The following is a 15,963-nucleotide window of genomic DNA, read 5'->3' as shown; positions in this document are numbered from 1 at the left end:
ACAGTAGTTTCTCGATCACCGTTGGCAAGTGTCGGGTTTCAGGCCGCCTTCGCCAGCGCCTCGTACTCGTCGTCGGTCAGCTCCACCTCGGCCGCCGCGATGTTCTCCTCCAGGTGCGCCACCGACGACGTACCCGGGATCGGCAGCATCACCGGCGACCGGCGCAACAGCCACGCCAGGGCGAGCTGCGCGGGGCTGGCGCCGTGCCCGGTCGAGATCGCGTCCAGCGGACCGCCCGGCCGGGCCAGGTTGCCGGTGGCGATCGGGAACCAGGGGATGAACGCCAGGTCGTTGCGCTCGCAGTGGGTCAGCACGTCCTCGGCGCTGCGGTCGGCCAGGTTGTAGAGGTTCTGCACGGACACGACCGGGGTGATCGCCCGCGCCGCCTCGATCTGGTCCACCGTCACCTCGGAGAGCCCGATGTGCCGGATCTTGCCCTCCTGCTTGAGCAGCGCCAGCTCACCGAGCTGGTCCTCCAGCGGCACCTGCGCGTCGATCCGGTGCAGCTGGTAGAGCGGGATCGACTCCAGGCCCAGGTGGCGCAGGCTCAGCTCGCACTGCTGGCGCAGGTACTCCGGGCGCCCCACCGGCCGCCAGTCGCCCGGGCCGGACCGGGTCAGCCCGGCCTTGGTGGCGATCACCAGGTCGTCGGCGTACGGGTGCAGCGCCTCCCGGATCAGCAGCTCGCTCACGAACGGCCCGTACGAGTCGGCGGTGTCGATGAACGTGACCCCCAGCTCGTACGCGCGGCGCAGCACCCGCACCGCCTCCGCCGGGTCCTTCGGGTCGCCCCAGACGCCCGGGCCGGTGAGCTGCATCGCCCCGTAGCCGAGACGGTCGACCCGCAGGTCACCGCCGATCCGGTAGCTGCCCGACGCCTTGGCGGGCTGGTTGCTGGTGGTCATCATGGTCCTCCTGAGGTGGGTGGTCCGCCGACCCGAGGATCATTCCCCGAACCGGGCCGCCGAAGCCTGCTCAGCCGAGGTGCCGCAGCACCACCAGCGCCTGGTCGTCCTCCGAGCCGGCCAGGTCGCGCAGGAGCGCGTCGGCGATCGCCTCGACCGGCTCGTCCCGCACCGCGACCAACGACCGGTGCAGCGCCGCGATGCCCTCGTCGTACGGCTGGCCGCGCCGCTCCACCAGCCCGTCGGTGTACGCGACCAGCACGTCCCCGGGGCGGAACGCGACGGTGGTGACGGTCATCGGCCGGTCGACCATGCCCAGCGGCATCGCGTTGGCGGTCTGCACGGTGCGCGGCGGCTGCCCGGCCGGCAGCACCACCGGATGCGGGTGCCCGGCCCGGGCCACGTGCGCCACGCGGTCCGCCGGATCGACCACCACGACCAGACAGGTGCCCAGGAACCCGACGCCGAGCAACTCGGTGAGCCGGAGGAACACCTCCTCCAGCGGCACGCCCAACCGGATCAGCGTGTTCAGCACGGTGCGTAGCTGGGCCATGTCGGCGGCGGCCTCGACCTGGTGCCCGACCACGTCGCCGACCACCACGGCCAGCCGGTCGCCGTCCTGGCGGACCAGGTCGTACCAGTCGCCGCCCAGGTGCAGGCCGCTCATCGCCGGCCGGTAGCGGGTGGCGATCTCCAGGTTCTTCGGGACGGCCAGCTCCGAACTGCGCAGCCGGCCGGCCAGCCGGGTCACCAGGTTGTGCTCGGCGGCGGCCAACCGGACCCGCTCCAGCGTCTGCTCGCACAGGTCGGCGACAGTGTCCAGCAGCGCCAGGTCGCTGTCCCGCAGCGGGCGCTCCCGTCGCCAGCCGAAGCCCAGCGCGGCGATCGGGCGGCGCTCGGCGCCGAACAGCGGCAGCGCCACGGTGGTCACCATGCCGTGCCGGCCGACCGGGTCGGGCAGGCCGGGGAACCGGGTGGCGAAGTCGGCGCGGTCGCGCAGCACGATGCGTTCCCCGTGGTGCAGCGCGCGGACGATCGGGCGCGGGTCGTCGACGGTCAGGTCGCGGAACGTGGCGGCCAGCTCGCCCGGCACGTCGTCGTGGTACCAGAGCCGGACCCGGCGGCCCTCGTCCCGCATGGCCAGGCCGGGCAGCTCCGCGCCGAACGCGGTGGTGGCGGCGTCCAGGATCACCTCGATCGCCTCGGCGGTGGACCGGGTCATGCTCAACCGGGCCGCGAACCCGGCCATCGCCTGCGCCGACCCGGTCAGCTCGGCCCGTTGCAGCGCCTGACTGCACAGCGCGGCCACCGCGTCGAGGAGACTGTGCAGCGCCTCGTCGTCGGCGACCGGGTCGGCCCAGCGCACCTCCAGCACGCCGAGCGCGCCACCGTCGCCGTCCCGCAGCGGCAGGCAGACCCCGGTGGCCCGGCCGTCGCCCAGCGGCAGCGCCGCGTTGTCGCGTACCGCCCGGGCCAGCGGGACGTCGGCGTCGACCGGCAGCCGCTCGGGCGACGCGCCGGCGCCGGCCACGTCGAGCACGGTACGGCCGGGCAGGGCGATCGCCACCCGCAGCGTGGTGGCGTCCACCACGGCCGGGGCCACCGTGGTCACCACCTCGACGATGGCGTCCCGGCCCCGGGCCGAGCTGAGCGCGCCGGCCAGCCGGGCGAGCGCCTCGGCCCGCCGCAGCGCCTGCTCCGACCGGACGCGGAACAGCCGCAGCTCGGCGCGGGCGGCCGCCAGTTCGGCGCGGGCGGCGTCGAGTCCGGTGGGGTCGGCGTCCGGTTCGGCGGGGTCGGCGGAGCGCGGGGCGGCGCACTCGGTGCCGACGGTGAGGGCGCCCGCCGGCCGGCCCGACTCGTCCGTCACCGGCGTGTGGACGAAGGTGAACCAGCGGTCCGCCCCGCCGTCGTGCGCGTGCCGCACCGGCACGTCCCGGCTCTCGGCCGCGCCCTCGCCGGCGCGCACGCCGGCGAGCAGGAGAGCGAGCGCGTCCGCGTCGCCCGGCCACACCTCGTCGACCGGGCCGCCGGGCGCGGCGCCCGGACCGAGCAACCGCCGGTACGCGTCGTTGGGCAGCGGAGTGTCGCCCCACCAGAGCACGGCCGGGCCGGGAAGGTGCAGGCAGAGTGCCAGCGCGGTGCGCAGGCTCTGCGGCCACCCGGCGATCGGGCCGAGCGGGGTCCCTGTCCAGTCACGCTCCGTGATCACCCTGCCCGCGTCCCCGCCGGCGGTGTCGAGGACGTCCGGCCACCGGGCGTCGTCGGGTCCGGTGCTGCTCACCCGGGACCTCCGCTCGGGCATGGACGTCGGCAGTACCCGAAACGTACCAGCGGCCCGCCCTGGCGGCGATCGTCACGCCGTCCGGTCGGGAGCCCGTCCACGGGCGAGCGCGTCCACCGCGGCGAGATCCCCGGCCGGCGCGTCCGCCAGCGCCAGGTCGTGGAGGAACCGCACCCACACCGGCTCGATGCCCGGCGCGTCGGCGAACAGTTCCGCGGTGACGTGTCCGCTCGCGTACGCCACCGTGCGCCGGACGAGGTCCTGTACCTCGTCCGGGGTGTGCCACCGGACCTCGCGGGCCGCCGCCGGATCCGGCCGGACGGTTCCGGCGACCACCGCCCGGTAGAGGAACCAGTGGTGGCCCGTGCCCCGCGGGCCGGCCGGTCGGCGGCAGGCGTTGGGCCGCCAACCCTCCGCCACGAGGTCCAGCGTCCGGACGGTCAGGCCCACCTCCTCGGCGACCTCCTGGCGGGCCGCGTCGGCCGGGGTGCCGTGGTCGTCCACGTGACCGGCGACCGGGGCCACTCCCGCCGGCGGGGTGGCCCGGCGCAGCAGCAACAGCCGCCCGGCCGGATCGGCGATGAGCACGCCGACGCTCGTGTTGTCGCAGCGGCGCGGTGGGCCGGCGACCGGCGGCGGGTCACCCCGGTGATTCGTCATCTCTTATCCGATCTACTGTCGCAAGTCAATGCTTGCGCGCGATTCAATTCCGTATACGCTGGCACCGGCTTTATGATAATTGCATCCCGAGTGCCTCCCGCGGTGGTGACGGCACTGTTGAATTCGCACCCCTATATCCGACCCTTATCGCGTGCGTCGCGACCCCTATTTTCGTACGCGGCAACCCCTGAAGGAGTGGGAGTATGAGCGGTCCGTCGGTCGCGGAGCCCGCCGCGAAAACGGTGCCGGACGATTCCGGCACGGCCGGTCCGGAAGGTCCCCACCGTTTCCGCGACACCGCGAAGATGATGCGTTTGTCGCAGGGCAACTGGCGCGAGGCGGAGAGCGGGGGTCTGATCAACCTGCACCTCGACTGCCGGCCCGACGGCACCCTGCACGACCCGGAGACGGGCCGCTCGTTCCGCAACCTCAGCTCCTACTCCTACCTGGGGCTGAACACGCACCCCGCGGTGGTGCAGGGGGCGATCGACGCCCTGACCGCACAGGGGTGCGTCGGCCTGGGCATCACGCCCACCCGGATGCGTCCCTCGGTGCTGCGGCAGGCCCAGGACCAGCTCTCCGAGATCTGGCGGGCGCAGTGCCTGCTGGCGCTCTCGTGCAGCGTGGCGACCGCCGGACTGCTCCCGTTGGTGTCCTCGGGGCATCTCGTCGACGGCCGCCCCCGGGTCACCGTGTTCGACAAGCGCAGCCACTTCTGCATGGACTACGTGAAGCCGATCTGCGCCGACGAGGCGCCCGTGCTGGTGGCCCCGCACAACGACCTCGACTTCGTCGAGGACGCGTGCAAGAAGTACGGACGGGTGGCCTACGTCGCCGACGGCGCCTATTCCATGGGCGGCCTGGCGGATCTCGACGGCCTGTTGCAGCTCCAGGACCGGTACGGCCTCTTTCTGTGGATGGACGATTCGCACGCCATTTCCGTCATGGGTGACCGGGGAGAGGGCTACATCCGATCGGCGGTGGACCGGCTCAACGACCTGACCCTCATCACCGGATCGCTGGAGAAGGGCTTCGGGTGTTCCGGTGGCGTGGTGATGCTTCCCGACTCCGTCGACCCCGCCCTGGTCAACACGTTCGCCGGGCCGATGTGTTGGTCGCAGTCCCCGAGCGTCGCCAACATGGGCAGCGTCCTGGCCGCCGCCCGGCTGCACGCCGGCCCGGAGCTGAACGTCCTGCAGACCCGGCTGCGCGCCAACCTCGACTACTTCGACTCACGGGTGCCCAGCGAGTCCGCCGGCAGCATCCTGCCGGTGCGGGCGCTCCCGGTGGGCGACCGCGACCTGGCCGTGGACCTGTCCCGCCGGCTGCTGGCCGAGGGCTTCTACTGCGCGCCGGTCTACTTCCCGGTGACCTCCCGGGGCCGCGAGGGACTACGCGTCATGATGCGGGCCAACCTCGGCGAGGACGACCTGCGCCGCTTCGTCGACCTGCTCGTCGACTGGGTGGTGCCCCACCTGGTGGGGGCGGACGGCGCGGTGGCCGCCGGGGACCCGAGATGACCCTTGTCGAGGGCGTGCCCCGCAGCCGGTCCCGCGGGATCTGTCGCTGCCTGCTCGTCACGCCGGCCACCCGGATGGAACGGTTCCTCGGCAGCGCGGCGGGAGCCGCCGACATCAACCTGCTCGACCTGGAGGACTCCGTGCCGGCGGAGGCCAAGCACGGCGCGCGGCAGGCGGTGGCCCTGCTCGACCCGGCGGAGGTGCCGGACGGATACAGCCTGCGGGTCAACCCGGTCCGATCCCCCGAGGGCGTGCGCGACCTGCACATGGTGCTCGACGCCCGGACCGCCCCGGACATGATCGTGCTGCCGAAGGTGGAGTCGCCGCACGACGTCGAACTCGTCGACGAGGTCCTGGCCGGCGCGGGGATCGACACCGTGCTGTGGGCGATCCTGGAGACCGCGGCCGGGCTGGAGAACGCGATGGCCGTCGCCCGGTCCCGTCCCCGCCTCGTGGCGTTGACCTTCGGCGCGGCCGACTTCTGCGCCGACACCGGCACCGCCATGGAGTGGGAGCCCCTGTTGATGGCCCGGTCCCGGGTCGCGCTGGCCGCACGCTCGGCGGGGATCGAGGCGGTGGACGGGCCGACCTTCGACCTCGACGACGCCGCCGCGCTCGAGTCCGACGCCCGTCGCGCCGCCGGCCTCGGCTACACCGGCAAGGTGGCCGTGCACCCCGGCCAGGTCGACGCCATCAACGAGGTGTTCACGCCCAGCGCGGCCGACGTCCACCGGGCGGACCGGATCGTGGGGGAGTTCCGCCGTACCGGCGCGAGCATCATCACCATGGACGGCCGGATGCTCGGGCCGCCCTTCCTACGGCAGGCCGAGAGCACGCTCGCGCGGGCGGGGCGGTCGCGGTGAGGCCGCCGCGCGCCTTCACCGAGGTCTCGCCGGGGCGGTACCGCGAGTCCCGGGGCCTCTACTACGACGAGTTCGACGTCGGTGACGTCATCGAGCACCGACCCGGCCGGACCGTCACCGACGCCGACAACATCTGGATGTCGCTGCTCAGCCTCAACGCCCACCCCCTGCACATCGACGCCGCCTACGCCGAGCAGACCGAGTTCGGCCGTCCCGTCGTGTCGAGCCTGGTGACGCTCGCCATCGTCGGCGGGATGAGCACCAACGGCACCAGCGCGCGGGCGGTGGCCAACCTCGGCTGGGAGGAGATCCGCCTGACCACGCCGGTCTTCGTCGGCGACACCCTCACCGCCGAGTCCGAGGTGGTGGCCAAGCGCCTCTCCCGGTCCCGCCCCGGCGCCGGTGTCGTGACGTTCCGGACCCGCGGGCTCAAGTCCGACGGCACCCCGGTCATGACCTTCACCCGTAGCGCGCTGATCCCGTGCGCCGACGGGAGCGGCGCGGCGTGAGCGAAGAGACCGGTCTCGTCCCGCTGGTGCTCGACCGCGACGCGGTCACCGCCGCGGCCGACCTGCCCGCGCTGGTCGAGGAGCTGCGCCAGGGGTACGCCGAGGGTCGGCGCGCCGCCGCGCGTACGCCACTGCGGACCACGGTGACCACCGCGGACCCGCCGGCGATGTTCGGCGTCATGCCCTCGGTCAGTGCCCGGGACGGTCTCTTCGTCACGAAGCTGGCCGCGCTGGTGCCGGACCGGCCGGCGGGGGAGCCCGCGATCCACGCGCTCTCGGTGGTGATGTCGACCCGGACCGGGCGACCGCTGGCGGTGCTGGACGGTGCGGCCGTGACCGACCTGCGGTGCGCCGCGGTCACCGCGCTGGTGACCGACGTCTGCACCCCCTCCCGGCCGCTGCACGTCGGCCTGATCGGCAGCGGGGTGCTGGCCCGGCAGCAACTGCGGGGGACGATCGCGGTACGGCCGATCGCGTCGGTCCGGGTCGCCAGCCGCCGCGTGGAGAACGCCGAGGCGTTCGCCAGGTGGGCGGTCGGCCTGGTCGGCCCGGAGTGCCCGGTCGAGGTCGCCGAGGGGCCGGACGACGTGCTCGTCGGGCGCGACGTGATCTGCACCGCGACCGGCTCGGCCGAGCCGCTGGTCAACCGGCTGCCGGCCGGGCCGGTGCACGTCAACTGCATGGGCGCGCACGCGGCGGACCGCCGGGAGATCGCCGCCGACCTGCTGCGGGAGCACCTGGTCCTGGTGGAGGATCTCGACCTGGCCCTGGCCGAGGCGGGCCCGGCGCACCGGGACGCGATGGATCTCGGCACGCTGCTCGCCGACGTCCCGGGCGACCTGGCGTCCCGCACCACCGTCTTCAGCTCGACCGGCGACCCGTGGGCCGACCTGGTGACCGCCGGGCACGTGCTGCGCCTCGCCCGCGACCGCGTGGCGGTCGGCTGATGCGCGTCCTGGTGACCGGCGCCGGGGGCCGGCTGGGTGGGGCCTGCGTCGCGGCCCTGGCCGACGCCGGACACGACGTCCGCGCCCTGAAGCACCGGCGTCCGGTGGCGCCGGTCCCGGGCCGGCGGATCGAGGTGCGGCAGGGCACGCCGGTGGATCCGGCGACGGCGGCGGACCTCACCCGGGACGTCGACGCGGTCGTGCACTGCGCCTTCCGGTTCGCCCCGCACCCGCCGGCCGACTACCGGCGGGACAACCTGGACGCCGCGCTGCGGCTGATGGAGCACGGACGCGCGAACGGGGTCCGGACCTTCGTGCAGGTGTCCAGCGTGATGGTGTACGGGCTGGACCCGGGCGTCGGCACGGATCCGGTGCCCGAGACGCGGTCACCGGCCGACGCCGCCGAGGTGCTGGACCCGTATCCGGCGATGAAGATCGAACTGGAGCGCCGGCTGCGCGAGTCGTCGGAGCGGCTCGGCGTGAACCTGGTGGTGGTGCGCCCGGGGATCCTCTTCGACGACCGCACCCCGCCGGTCGTCCGTACCGTCGGCCGGGTCGGTCTGCTGGTCGGCGCCGGCCGCAACCACCTGCCGTTCGTCCACACGGCGGACGTCGCCGACCTGGTCCGGCGGGCGGTGGAGGACGGTCGCCCGGCGGTGTACCACGCCGCGCCGGTCCGACCGGCGCCGGCGCTGCCGTTCGCCCGCGCCTGGTGCCGCCGGCACGCGCCCGGCCTGCGGGTGCTGCCCGTGCCGAGGTCGGCCTACGCGGCGCTGGGCCTGCTGACCTGGTCCGCCGCCCGGGCCCGGGGCCGGCCCGCCCGGTGGCCCAACCTCCGCTACGGGGTCCGCCGCGCCACCCGCGACCTGCGGTACGACGTGACCCGCGCCCGCGCGCTCGGCTGGGTCGACACGCACACCCGGACCGTCCAGGAAGGAACCGACCGATGACCGGCACCTGGCCGTTGAGCGAACCGACCCCGGTCACCGACCGCCTGGACGAGGCGTTCCGGCACGTCGACTTCGCCGGCTGCCAGGTGTTCGTCCTGCTGGGGCACCCACGTTCGGACATCGGCAAGGGTCAACTGGTGGCGCGGCTGGCCGCGATCGCCCCCGGCCCGGCGACGGTGGTCAAGTTCGACGGCATCCTCAACACCAACGAGCGCGGCAACCATCCCTCGCCGAACGACGACCTGGCCACCTACCGGCGGTTCCTGCCGGGCATCGTGATGGGCTGGCCGAACCAGATCCTCGGCGGCGACGTCCTGCTCTCGTTCCTGCGCGAGTTCGGCGGCACCGACTGGGAACATCTCAGCTTCGTGCCGCACCTGAGCCGGTTCTTCCTGCTCACCCTGCACCGGGCCTGGGTCGACGCGGGTCGTCCGGACCACCTGTTCGTGGAGCTCGGTGGCACGGTCTTCGACCAGGAGCTGACCACGTACGTGCTGCCGGCGCTGTCCATGCTGGGCACGCCGACCAACGCCCGGGTGACCACCGCGCTCCTCTCCGAGCTGCCGGGCGGGTTCGTGGAGCCGAAGACGCGGTCGCTCCAGGACTGCCTGACCGGCAGCCTCCGCTTCGGCCTCCTCTACGACGTGCTCTTCCTGCGCGTGCCGGAGCGGGATCCCGGCGACGACGAGCTGGCCGCCCTGGAGGCGGCCGTCTCGGCGAAGCTGCGGCGGCACCTGGTCCACCGGCCCACGCCGCCCCGGCTGGTGGTCGTCCCGACCTTCGAGGGGCCGGCCCTGGACGGGTATCTCGACTACCTGCACCGCCGGCGACACCTCGTCGCCGACCTCGACCGGCCGGCGGCCGGCGTGACCATCACCGGCGGGTCGGGGCGCCGGTCGGAGGAGACGAGAGAGGGAACGGTCCCATGTGCGGGATAGCTGCCGCCTTCCCCGCCGACCGGGCCGCCGTGGAGGCGGCCCTGGCCGGCATGCGCCACCGCGGCCCGGACGCGACGGCGGTGCTCGACGACCCGCGGTTCACCCTCGGGGTGGTCCGGCTCGCCATCACCGACGTGGCGCACGGGGACCAGCCGCTGCGCTCGCCCGGCGGGCGGGCCTGGGTGGCGTTCAACGGCGCCGTCTACAACCATCGCCGGGTCCTCGACGAGCTGGGCGTGCGCCCGCCGTCGGGCAACGACGGCCACGTCGTCGGCGTCCTCTACGAGAAGTACGGGCTGCGCTTCGCCGACTACCTGGAGGGCATGTACGCGGTCTGCCTCTACGACGTGGAGCAGGACGTCCTGGTGGTGGCGGTGGACGGCATCGGGATCAAGCCGCTGTACGTGGCGCGCGGGGGCGGGTCCACGTTCGTCAGCAGCACCCCGGAGACCATTCCGGCCGAGCTGCGACCGTTCGCCTGCCGGGTGGCCCCGGGGACCGTGTGGTCGTCGCGCGGGGAGGTCGTCGCGATCGAGCCCCGCCCGCGCGAGGGGACGCTGCGGGACCTGGTGGTGACCGCCGTACGGGATCAGATCCCGACCGAGGTGCGGTGGGGCTGCATGCTCAGCGGCGGCCTGGACAGCTCGCTGCTGACCGCGATCGCCGCCCGGGAGGCCGGCCGGGTCAGCACCTTCACCGCCGGCATCGAGGGCAGCCCCGACCTCGACGCGGCGCGGGAGGTGGCCGAATACCTGGGCGCCGACCACCATGAGGTGATCTTCGACGAGACGGAGATCCCCGACCTGCTCGACGCCGTCGTCACGCACACGGTCAGCCCGGACGTCTTCACCGTGCTCGGCGGCGTCGGCACCTGGCTCACCGCCCGCCTCGCCCACGCCGCCGGGGTCAAGGTGCTGCTCTCCGGCGAGGGCGCGGACGAGCTGTTCGGCGGCTACGGCTTCTACGCCGACCTGCCACCGGCCATGGTCGAGCCGTGGATGCGGTTCGAGCAGCAGGACCTGGGCGCGCGGGAGTGCCTGCGGCTGGACCGCTGCGCCATGGCGCACCACGTCGAGGCGCGGGTGCCGTACCTCGACTCGGCGGTGATCGCCCACGCGCGGGCCCTGCCGCCGGCCCGCAAGATCGACCGTTCGGTGCGGCCGGTGCGGCAGAAGGTCGCGCTCCGGGAGGTCGCGGAGGAGTTCCTCCCGTCCCACCTGGCGCACCGGGTCAAGATGCCGTTCCCCGACGGCGCCGGGTACCTGCACGCCGTCGGGCGCTTCGCGGCCGGCCGGATCACCGGCGCGGACCTGGCCGAGCTGTTCGAGCAGCCGGAGGCCGCCGCCTTCCTCCAGGCCGCGCCGGAGATGCAGGGGTACGGCCTGCGCACCGCCGCCTACCTGTGGCAGCGGTGGAGTGAGCGCTTCGGAGACCTGAGCGCCGACTACCGGGGTCTGGTCCGGCGGGGACTGCTCCGGCGCACCCTTCGCCACGGCGCCTACACCCGGGCGGACTTCCTCGCGGCGCTCGGGTCGTCCGGTCCGGCGGTCGATTGAACACCTACAATTCCCGGTACGAAAGGGACGGACGGCGCGCCCAGGCCGTCGGTGACGAGAGAGGCTTGCCGTTTCATGCACGCTGCGCAGGACAGCTCGCTGATGGACCCACCGGCCGCGGCGGGTCCGGACGATCCGGCCGACGGCGGGCCGGACAACGCCTCCCTCGCGGCCGCCCGTAAGCGGTCGCTGGCGATCGAGCAGGAGTTGCGCGAGGACCCGTCCCGATTCCGGGTGCTGACCGGCGACCGGCCCACCGGCCGGCTGCACGTCGGTCACCTCTTCGGCTCGCTCGAGAACCGGGTGCGGTTGCAGGACGCGGGGGTGGAGACGTTCGTCATCATCGCCGACTACCAGGTCATCACCGACCGGGACGCGGTCGGCCCGGTGGGGGAGCGGGTCCTGTCGCTGGTCACCGACTACCTGGCGGTGGGGCTCGACCCGCGTCGCTGCACCATCTTCACCCACTCCGCCGTGCCGGCGCTCAACCAGTTGATGCTGCCGTTCCTCGCCCTGGTCACCGACGCCGAGCTGCGCCGCAACCCCACGGTGAAGGCGGAGCTCGCGGCGACGAACGGCCGGCCCATGTCCGGGCTGATGCTGACCTACCCGGTGCACCAGGCCGCCGACATCCTGTTCTGCAAGGCCAACCTGGTGCCGGTGGGCAAGGACCAGTTGCCGCACGTCGAGCAGACCCGGGTGGTGGCCCGCCGGTTCGACGAGATCTACGGCCGGGCCGACAAGCGGCACGCCGTGTTCCCCCGCCCGGACGCCCTGCTCTCCGAGGCGGTGAGCATCCTCGGCGTGGACGGGCAGAAGATGAGCAAGTCCCGGGGCAACGCGATCGAACTGGCGATGAGCGCCGACGTCACGGCCAAGCTGATCCGCCGGGCCGTCACGGACAGCGAGCGGACGATCACCTGGGAGCCGCAACGTCGTCCCGAGGTGGCCAACCTGCTGTTGCTCGCCGCGCTCAGCAGCGGCCGGTCGCCGGAGGCCATCGCCGACGAACTGGCCGGCGCCGGTGCCGCGGGGCTGAAGGCCGTGGTCACCGAGGCGGTCAACGAACGGCTCGCCCCGATCCGCAGCCGGCGCGCGGAGCTGGCCGCCGACGAGGGTTACCTGCGGTCGATCCTGGCCGAGGGCAACCGTCGGGCGAACGAGGTCGGCGACGCCACGCTGGCCGAGGTCCGCGACGCCATGGGGATGGTCTACTGAGCCCTCGGGGAGGGGACCCGGTGCACGCTTCGACCGGATCGATCGCGTTCGTCAGCATGGGCCACTACCCGTCCGGCTTCCGGGTGGGGGGCATCTCCAACGTCATGGCCGGTTGGGCACAGGCGCTCAACGGGCGCTACGACGTGCACGTCGTCGCCGTCTACGACACGGTGCCCGACGACCTCGACGAGGCGTTCGCCGCGCACGCGCACCGGTTGGCCGGGGTCCGCAAGCACGCGGTGGGCAGCCCGGCGGAGGCCGCCGAGGTGGTGGCCGGGATGGATCTCGTCTCGCTGCACCAGGAGGCGCACTGGCTGCCGTACCTCCCCCAGGCCGGCCTGATGATGCACAACCCGCCGTGCTTCACGCCCGGCCGGGTGTGGCCGCCCGCCGCCGGCCCCGAGGCGCTGCGCGCGGCCATCGCCGGTGCGCCGTCGCGGCAGGCCTGCTCGCGGTGGCTGGCCGGGCTGATCGAGGCCGAGGTCGCCGCCGGGGTGGACGTCGTCACCCCGTTCGTGGCGGCGGAGTTCGTCGGGCAGCCCCGCGTCGAGAAGGGACGGCACGTGGTGTGGGCGGGACGACTGGTGGCGAACAAGGGCCTGGCCGACGCGGCGACGGTCGCCTGTCGTCTCGGGGTGGAGCTGCGGGTCACCGACGTCACCCCCGGCGTGCTCGACCCGGAGACCGCCGGGTTCCGGGACCGGCTGCGTCGGCTGCCCGGCGTCCGACTGGTCCCGCCGCCGTCGTCCCCCGCCGAGGTGGCCGGCCTGTTCGCGGCGGCCTCGGCGGTGGTCCTGCCGTCGGTCGGCGAGCCGTTCGGCATGGTCTCCATCGAGGCGCAGGCCAGCGGCACGCGGACGGTCGTGTACGCCGACGCGGGCCTGCCGGAGACCGTCGGGCCGGCGGCCGTCGCGGTGCCCGTGGGTGACCTCGACGCGCTGACCGGAGCGGTGCGGGACGCGTTGGACGCGCCGGAGGTGCCGGCGGGCAGCCGGGCCTGGGTCGCCGAGCGGTTCAGCCTCGACCGCTCACTCCGGGCGCTGCTGCGCAGCCTCGGTGGTGGTCCCGACCCGGTCGGCGCCGGTGCCCCGGTGCCCGCCCGGACGCCCGGGACGATCGGATGAGCGGCCCGGGCGGTACGCCGCTGCGACTCGGGCTGTACGCGCTGCCGTTCGGGTACGGGCCGGCGAGCAAGGCCGTCGCCGTCGCCCAGGCGGTCCACCGGCGGCTCGGCGACGGGGTGCGCTGGACGTTCGTGTCCAGCGGCCTCGGACTGGAGCTGCTCCGGCGCACCGGGCTGCCGGCCCGGGTCGTGGACACCGGCAGCGTCCACGAGGCCGAGCAGGTCGGCGGTGAGCTGCGGCCGACCCTGGACGCGATGATCGTGGTGATGCACCGGCCGTTGGCCGCCCGCCTGGCCCCGGAGCTGCCGGTGTTCTGCGTCGACAGCCTGGCCTACATGTGGCGGCCGGACTCGTTCGCCGGTTTCCCCGGCATCCGGTCGGTGCGCCGCTACTGGGTGCAGGATCTCTTCGACTCCGTCGAGGTGATGGCCCGCACCGGGGTGCCGAACGTCCGGGCCGTCCCGCCGATCACCGACGTCGGGCCGGAGCCGGCCGACGCCGGGCCGGCGGACCGCGCCGGAGCGCCGTGGGTGGCCAGCCTCGGTGGCCTGCTCAACCCGTATCCGGGCAGCCAACACGTCTACCTCGCGCAGGTGCTGCGCCTGGTCGCCGACGCGTCGGCCGGCCCGCCGGTGGTGCTCACCAGCGCGGGCGCCATCGACCGGTTCGGTGACCTCTTCGCCGGGGTCGACGCCCGTTCGCTCAGCCACGACGCGGCGCTCGCGTTGTTCCGGCGGGCCGGCGCGGTCCTGGCACCCCCGGGGCTGACCACGATCCTGGAGCTGGCCCAGCTCGGCCGTCCGATGCTGCCGCTGCCACCGGAGAACTACTCGCAGGTGCTCAACCTGCGCCGGTTGCTGCGCCACCACGGCACGGAGCTGGGCCCCGCCTGGCGGGTGCTGGACGCCGCGTACCGCCCGATCGGTGCCGACCTCCCGGAAGGCGACGGGGTCCGGGCGGTGCACGACCTCAACGAGCGGGTGCTGCCCGATCCGGCCTTCGGCGCGGCGCTCGCCGAGGCGTGGCGGCACCCCGACCAGCGGGACCGGCCGCTCCCCGCGGCGCTGCGCGCCCCGGTCAGCGGCGCCGCGGTCATCGCGGCGGACCTGGCGGACTGCCTCCGGCGCTGACGCCGCCCACCGGCACCGGCACGGCGGGCGGCGGCGCGGGGGCGTCGGCCCGGTAGCGGCGGCGCACCCGGGCCAGCGCGATCGCCGCCAGGGCGGCCAGCGGCAGGAACACCAGCGGCCCGAGCGGGCTCACCAGCGGAGCGACCACGGTGCTGCCGAGCGCCACCGCGCCGGTGTTCGTCGCCATCGTGACCGCGGCCCCGGTCGCCTGGTCCGCGTCGCCGGCCTCGCCCATCACCAGCGAGGTCAGCGCGGCGTGCGCCAGCGGCAGCGACGCGCCGACCAGCGCCCCGCCGACGATCCAGGCCGGTACGCCCAGCGTGCTCGCGGTCGCCCAGGTGAGCAGGCCGGTGGCGAGCAGGCCGAGCCCGAGCTGGGCCAGCCGGCGGTCCGGTATCCGCCGCCGGGCGGCCACGGCCGCCGCGCCGGCGGCGGTGAGCGCCACCACCGAGACGGTCACCGAGAAGACCACGGCGGGCAGGTCGGCGGCCCGGATGAGGCGTGCGACGTAGAGCCGGGACGTGTCGCTGGCCAGCGCGTATCCGGCGGCGGCGAGCACGGCGGTGGAGCCGAACAGCCGCCAGGAGGGCCGGGCCGTCGGCGCGTCGGCCGGCCGGGGCGGCGGCGGCGGCCCGACGCCGGGCGTACGCGCCGCGGCCAGCATGATCACCGTGACGGCGAGGAAGGTGACGGCGTTGGCCACCGCCGCGACCGGCACCGGATGGGCGACGGTGGCGATCAGGAGGGCCGCCACGGGCGGCCCGGCGGTGCGGCCGAGCTGGAACTGGATGCTGTCCAGCAGCAACTGGCGGGTCCGGCTCGCGCTGCCCGGCCAGGCGCCGACCAGGGCCAGCCAGGACGGGCCGCCGAAGCCGACCGCGAACGGCGTGACCGAGCAGACGACCGCCACCAGCAGCGCGCGGCGGGTGGACAGGCCGTCGCCGGTGTCCCAGGCGGCCACGGCCACCGCCAGACAGCTCGCCGCCTCGACCGCGGACGACCACACCAGGGTACGGACGGGTCCGAGCCGGCGGGCCGCCCGTGCCCCCAGCAGCACACCGGGGATCGTGCCGAGCAGCGCGGAGATCTGCCACACGGCGAGCACCGCCGCCGGCAGGCGGTTGTCGCCCAGCGCCCAGGCGATGTTCACCCACTGGGCCGACGCCGCGGTGTTGGACAGCAGGGCGAAGCACCAGAAAACGGGGAAGGGCACCACCGGGCGAGCCTACCGGCCGGCGGGCCGGACATCGGTTCCCGTCGCTGCCGGATAGGGGTCGTGCGGGGTTGGCAATCCGGCCGCCGTGTCCGAAGCTGGCAGCGGCGCCACCGCCGGGCGCGCCCGGACGACGATGGGAACGC

Annotated in this window: 14 protein-coding genes; 10 read left to right on the top strand and 4 right to left on the bottom strand. The window is 74.5% G+C overall.

The annotated features are described in order from the left end of the window. Positions 1-38: 38 nt before the first annotated feature. The 3 genes from AB0B02_RS25940 to AB0B02_RS25930 form a co-directional block, all read right to left on the bottom strand. On the bottom strand, positions 39-905 hold the full coding sequence (locus tag AB0B02_RS25940; RefSeq protein WP_281936483.1) for an aldo/keto reductase: 867 nt from the start codon (positions 903-905) through the stop codon (positions 39-41). 70 nt (positions 906-975) lie between these two features. Continuing rightward, complete coding sequence (locus tag AB0B02_RS25935; protein WP_357304393.1) at positions 976-3,189, bottom strand: SpoIIE family protein phosphatase; 2,214 nt, start codon at positions 3,187-3,189, stop codon at positions 976-978. A gap of 72 nt (positions 3,190-3,261) precedes the next feature. Continuing rightward, positions 3,262-3,849, bottom strand: a complete 588-nt coding sequence (locus AB0B02_RS25930; RefSeq protein ID WP_357304389.1) for an NUDIX hydrolase — start codon at positions 3,847-3,849, stop codon at positions 3,262-3,264. A 203-nt stretch (positions 3,850-4,052) separates the two neighbouring features. Between AB0B02_RS25930 and AB0B02_RS25925 the strand changes: the two genes are divergently transcribed. From AB0B02_RS25925 to AB0B02_RS25880, 10 genes are all read left to right on the top strand, one after another. Further along, the gene (locus tag AB0B02_RS25925) at positions 4,053-5,369 is read left to right on the top strand and encodes an aminotransferase class I/II-fold pyridoxal phosphate-dependent enzyme (protein ID WP_357304386.1); all 1,317 of its coding nucleotides are present in this window, start codon (positions 4,053-4,055) and stop codon (positions 5,367-5,369) included. Continuing rightward, on the top strand, positions 5,366-6,232 hold the full coding sequence (locus AB0B02_RS25920; RefSeq protein WP_357304383.1) for a CoA ester lyase: 867 nt from the start codon (positions 5,366-5,368) through the stop codon (positions 6,230-6,232). The genes AB0B02_RS25925 and AB0B02_RS25920 overlap by 4 nt, the downstream gene beginning before the upstream one ends. Next, positions 6,229-6,741 (top strand): MaoC family dehydratase, encoded by a 513-nt coding sequence (locus AB0B02_RS25915; protein WP_281936474.1) that lies wholly within the window; start codon positions 6,229-6,231, stop codon positions 6,739-6,741. The genes AB0B02_RS25920 and AB0B02_RS25915 overlap by 4 nt, the downstream gene beginning before the upstream one ends. Further along, on the top strand, positions 6,738-7,688 hold the full coding sequence (locus AB0B02_RS25910) for a hypothetical protein (RefSeq protein ID WP_357304378.1): 951 nt from the start codon (positions 6,738-6,740) through the stop codon (positions 7,686-7,688). The genes AB0B02_RS25915 and AB0B02_RS25910 overlap by 4 nt, the downstream gene beginning before the upstream one ends. Further along, positions 7,688-8,638, top strand: coding sequence for an NAD(P)-dependent oxidoreductase (locus tag AB0B02_RS25905; protein ID WP_281936470.1), 951 nt, complete (start codon positions 7,688-7,690; stop codon positions 8,636-8,638). The genes AB0B02_RS25910 and AB0B02_RS25905 overlap by 1 nt, the downstream gene beginning before the upstream one ends. Then, entirely contained in the window at positions 8,635-9,576 is a 942-nt protein-coding gene (locus tag AB0B02_RS25900; protein WP_357304374.1) for a hypothetical protein, read from the top strand. The genes AB0B02_RS25905 and AB0B02_RS25900 overlap by 4 nt, the downstream gene beginning before the upstream one ends. Next, a complete protein-coding gene (locus tag AB0B02_RS25895) occupies positions 9,564-11,132 on the top strand; it encodes an asparagine synthase-related protein (RefSeq protein WP_357304371.1) in 1,569 nt (522 codons plus the stop codon). The genes AB0B02_RS25900 and AB0B02_RS25895 overlap by 13 nt, the downstream gene beginning before the upstream one ends. Positions 11,133-11,234: 102 nt before the next feature. Continuing rightward, positions 11,235-12,350: a tryptophan--tRNA ligase gene (gene trpS / locus AB0B02_RS25890; RefSeq protein WP_308447830.1), complete on the top strand. Its 1,116-nt coding sequence runs from the start codon at positions 11,235-11,237 to the stop codon at positions 12,348-12,350. Between the two features lie 20 nt (positions 12,351-12,370). Next, on the top strand, positions 12,371-13,474 hold the full coding sequence (locus AB0B02_RS25885) for a glycosyltransferase family 4 protein (RefSeq protein WP_357304368.1): 1,104 nt from the start codon (positions 12,371-12,373) through the stop codon (positions 13,472-13,474). Next, entirely contained in the window at positions 13,471-14,604 is a 1,134-nt protein-coding gene (locus AB0B02_RS25880) for a hypothetical protein (RefSeq protein WP_281936461.1), read from the top strand. The genes AB0B02_RS25885 and AB0B02_RS25880 overlap by 4 nt, the downstream gene beginning before the upstream one ends. On the opposite strand, the gene AB0B02_RS25875 is transcribed toward AB0B02_RS25880, so the two are convergent. Next, positions 14,567-15,817 (bottom strand): MFS transporter, encoded by a 1,251-nt coding sequence (locus tag AB0B02_RS25875; protein WP_357304365.1) that lies wholly within the window; start codon positions 15,815-15,817, stop codon positions 14,567-14,569. The genes AB0B02_RS25880 and AB0B02_RS25875 overlap by 38 nt on opposite strands. Positions 15,818-15,963 lie beyond the last annotated feature (146 nt).

The organism is Micromonospora sp. NPDC049240 (genome assembly GCF_040647835.1).
Classification (GTDB): Bacteria; Actinomycetota; Actinomycetes; order Mycobacteriales; family Micromonosporaceae; genus Micromonospora.
This window is presented reverse-complemented; position numbering and strand designations above follow the sequence as displayed.

Excerpts from the sequence above, each read along its gene's own strand:
- AB0B02_RS25930 (WP_357304389.1), bottom strand. The coding sequence starts at position 3,849 with ATGACGAATCACCGGGGTGACCCGCCGCCGGTCGCCGGCCCACCGCGC.
- AB0B02_RS25925 (WP_357304386.1), top strand. The coding sequence starts at position 4,053 with ATGAGCGGTCCGTCGGTCGCGGAGCCCGCCGCGAAAACGGTGCCGGAC.
- AB0B02_RS25920 (WP_357304383.1), top strand. The coding sequence starts at position 5,366 with ATGACCCTTGTCGAGGGCGTGCCCCGCAGCCGGTCCCGCGGGATCTGT.
- trpS (WP_308447830.1), top strand. The coding sequence starts at position 11,235 with ATGGACCCACCGGCCGCGGCGGGTCCGGACGATCCGGCCGACGGCGGG.
- AB0B02_RS25880 (WP_281936461.1), top strand. The coding sequence starts at position 13,471 with ATGAGCGGCCCGGGCGGTACGCCGCTGCGACTCGGGCTGTACGCGCTG.
- AB0B02_RS25905 (WP_281936470.1), top strand. The coding sequence starts at position 7,688 with ATGCGCGTCCTGGTGACCGGCGCCGGGGGCCGGCTGGGTGGGGCCTGC.
- AB0B02_RS25895 (WP_357304371.1), top strand. The coding sequence starts at position 9,564 with ATGTGCGGGATAGCTGCCGCCTTCCCCGCCGACCGGGCCGCCGTGGAG.
- AB0B02_RS25940 (WP_281936483.1), bottom strand. The coding sequence starts at position 905 with ATGACCACCAGCAACCAGCCCGCCAAGGCGTCGGGCAGCTACCGGATC.
- AB0B02_RS25900 (WP_357304374.1), top strand. The coding sequence starts at position 8,635 with ATGACCGGCACCTGGCCGTTGAGCGAACCGACCCCGGTCACCGACCGC.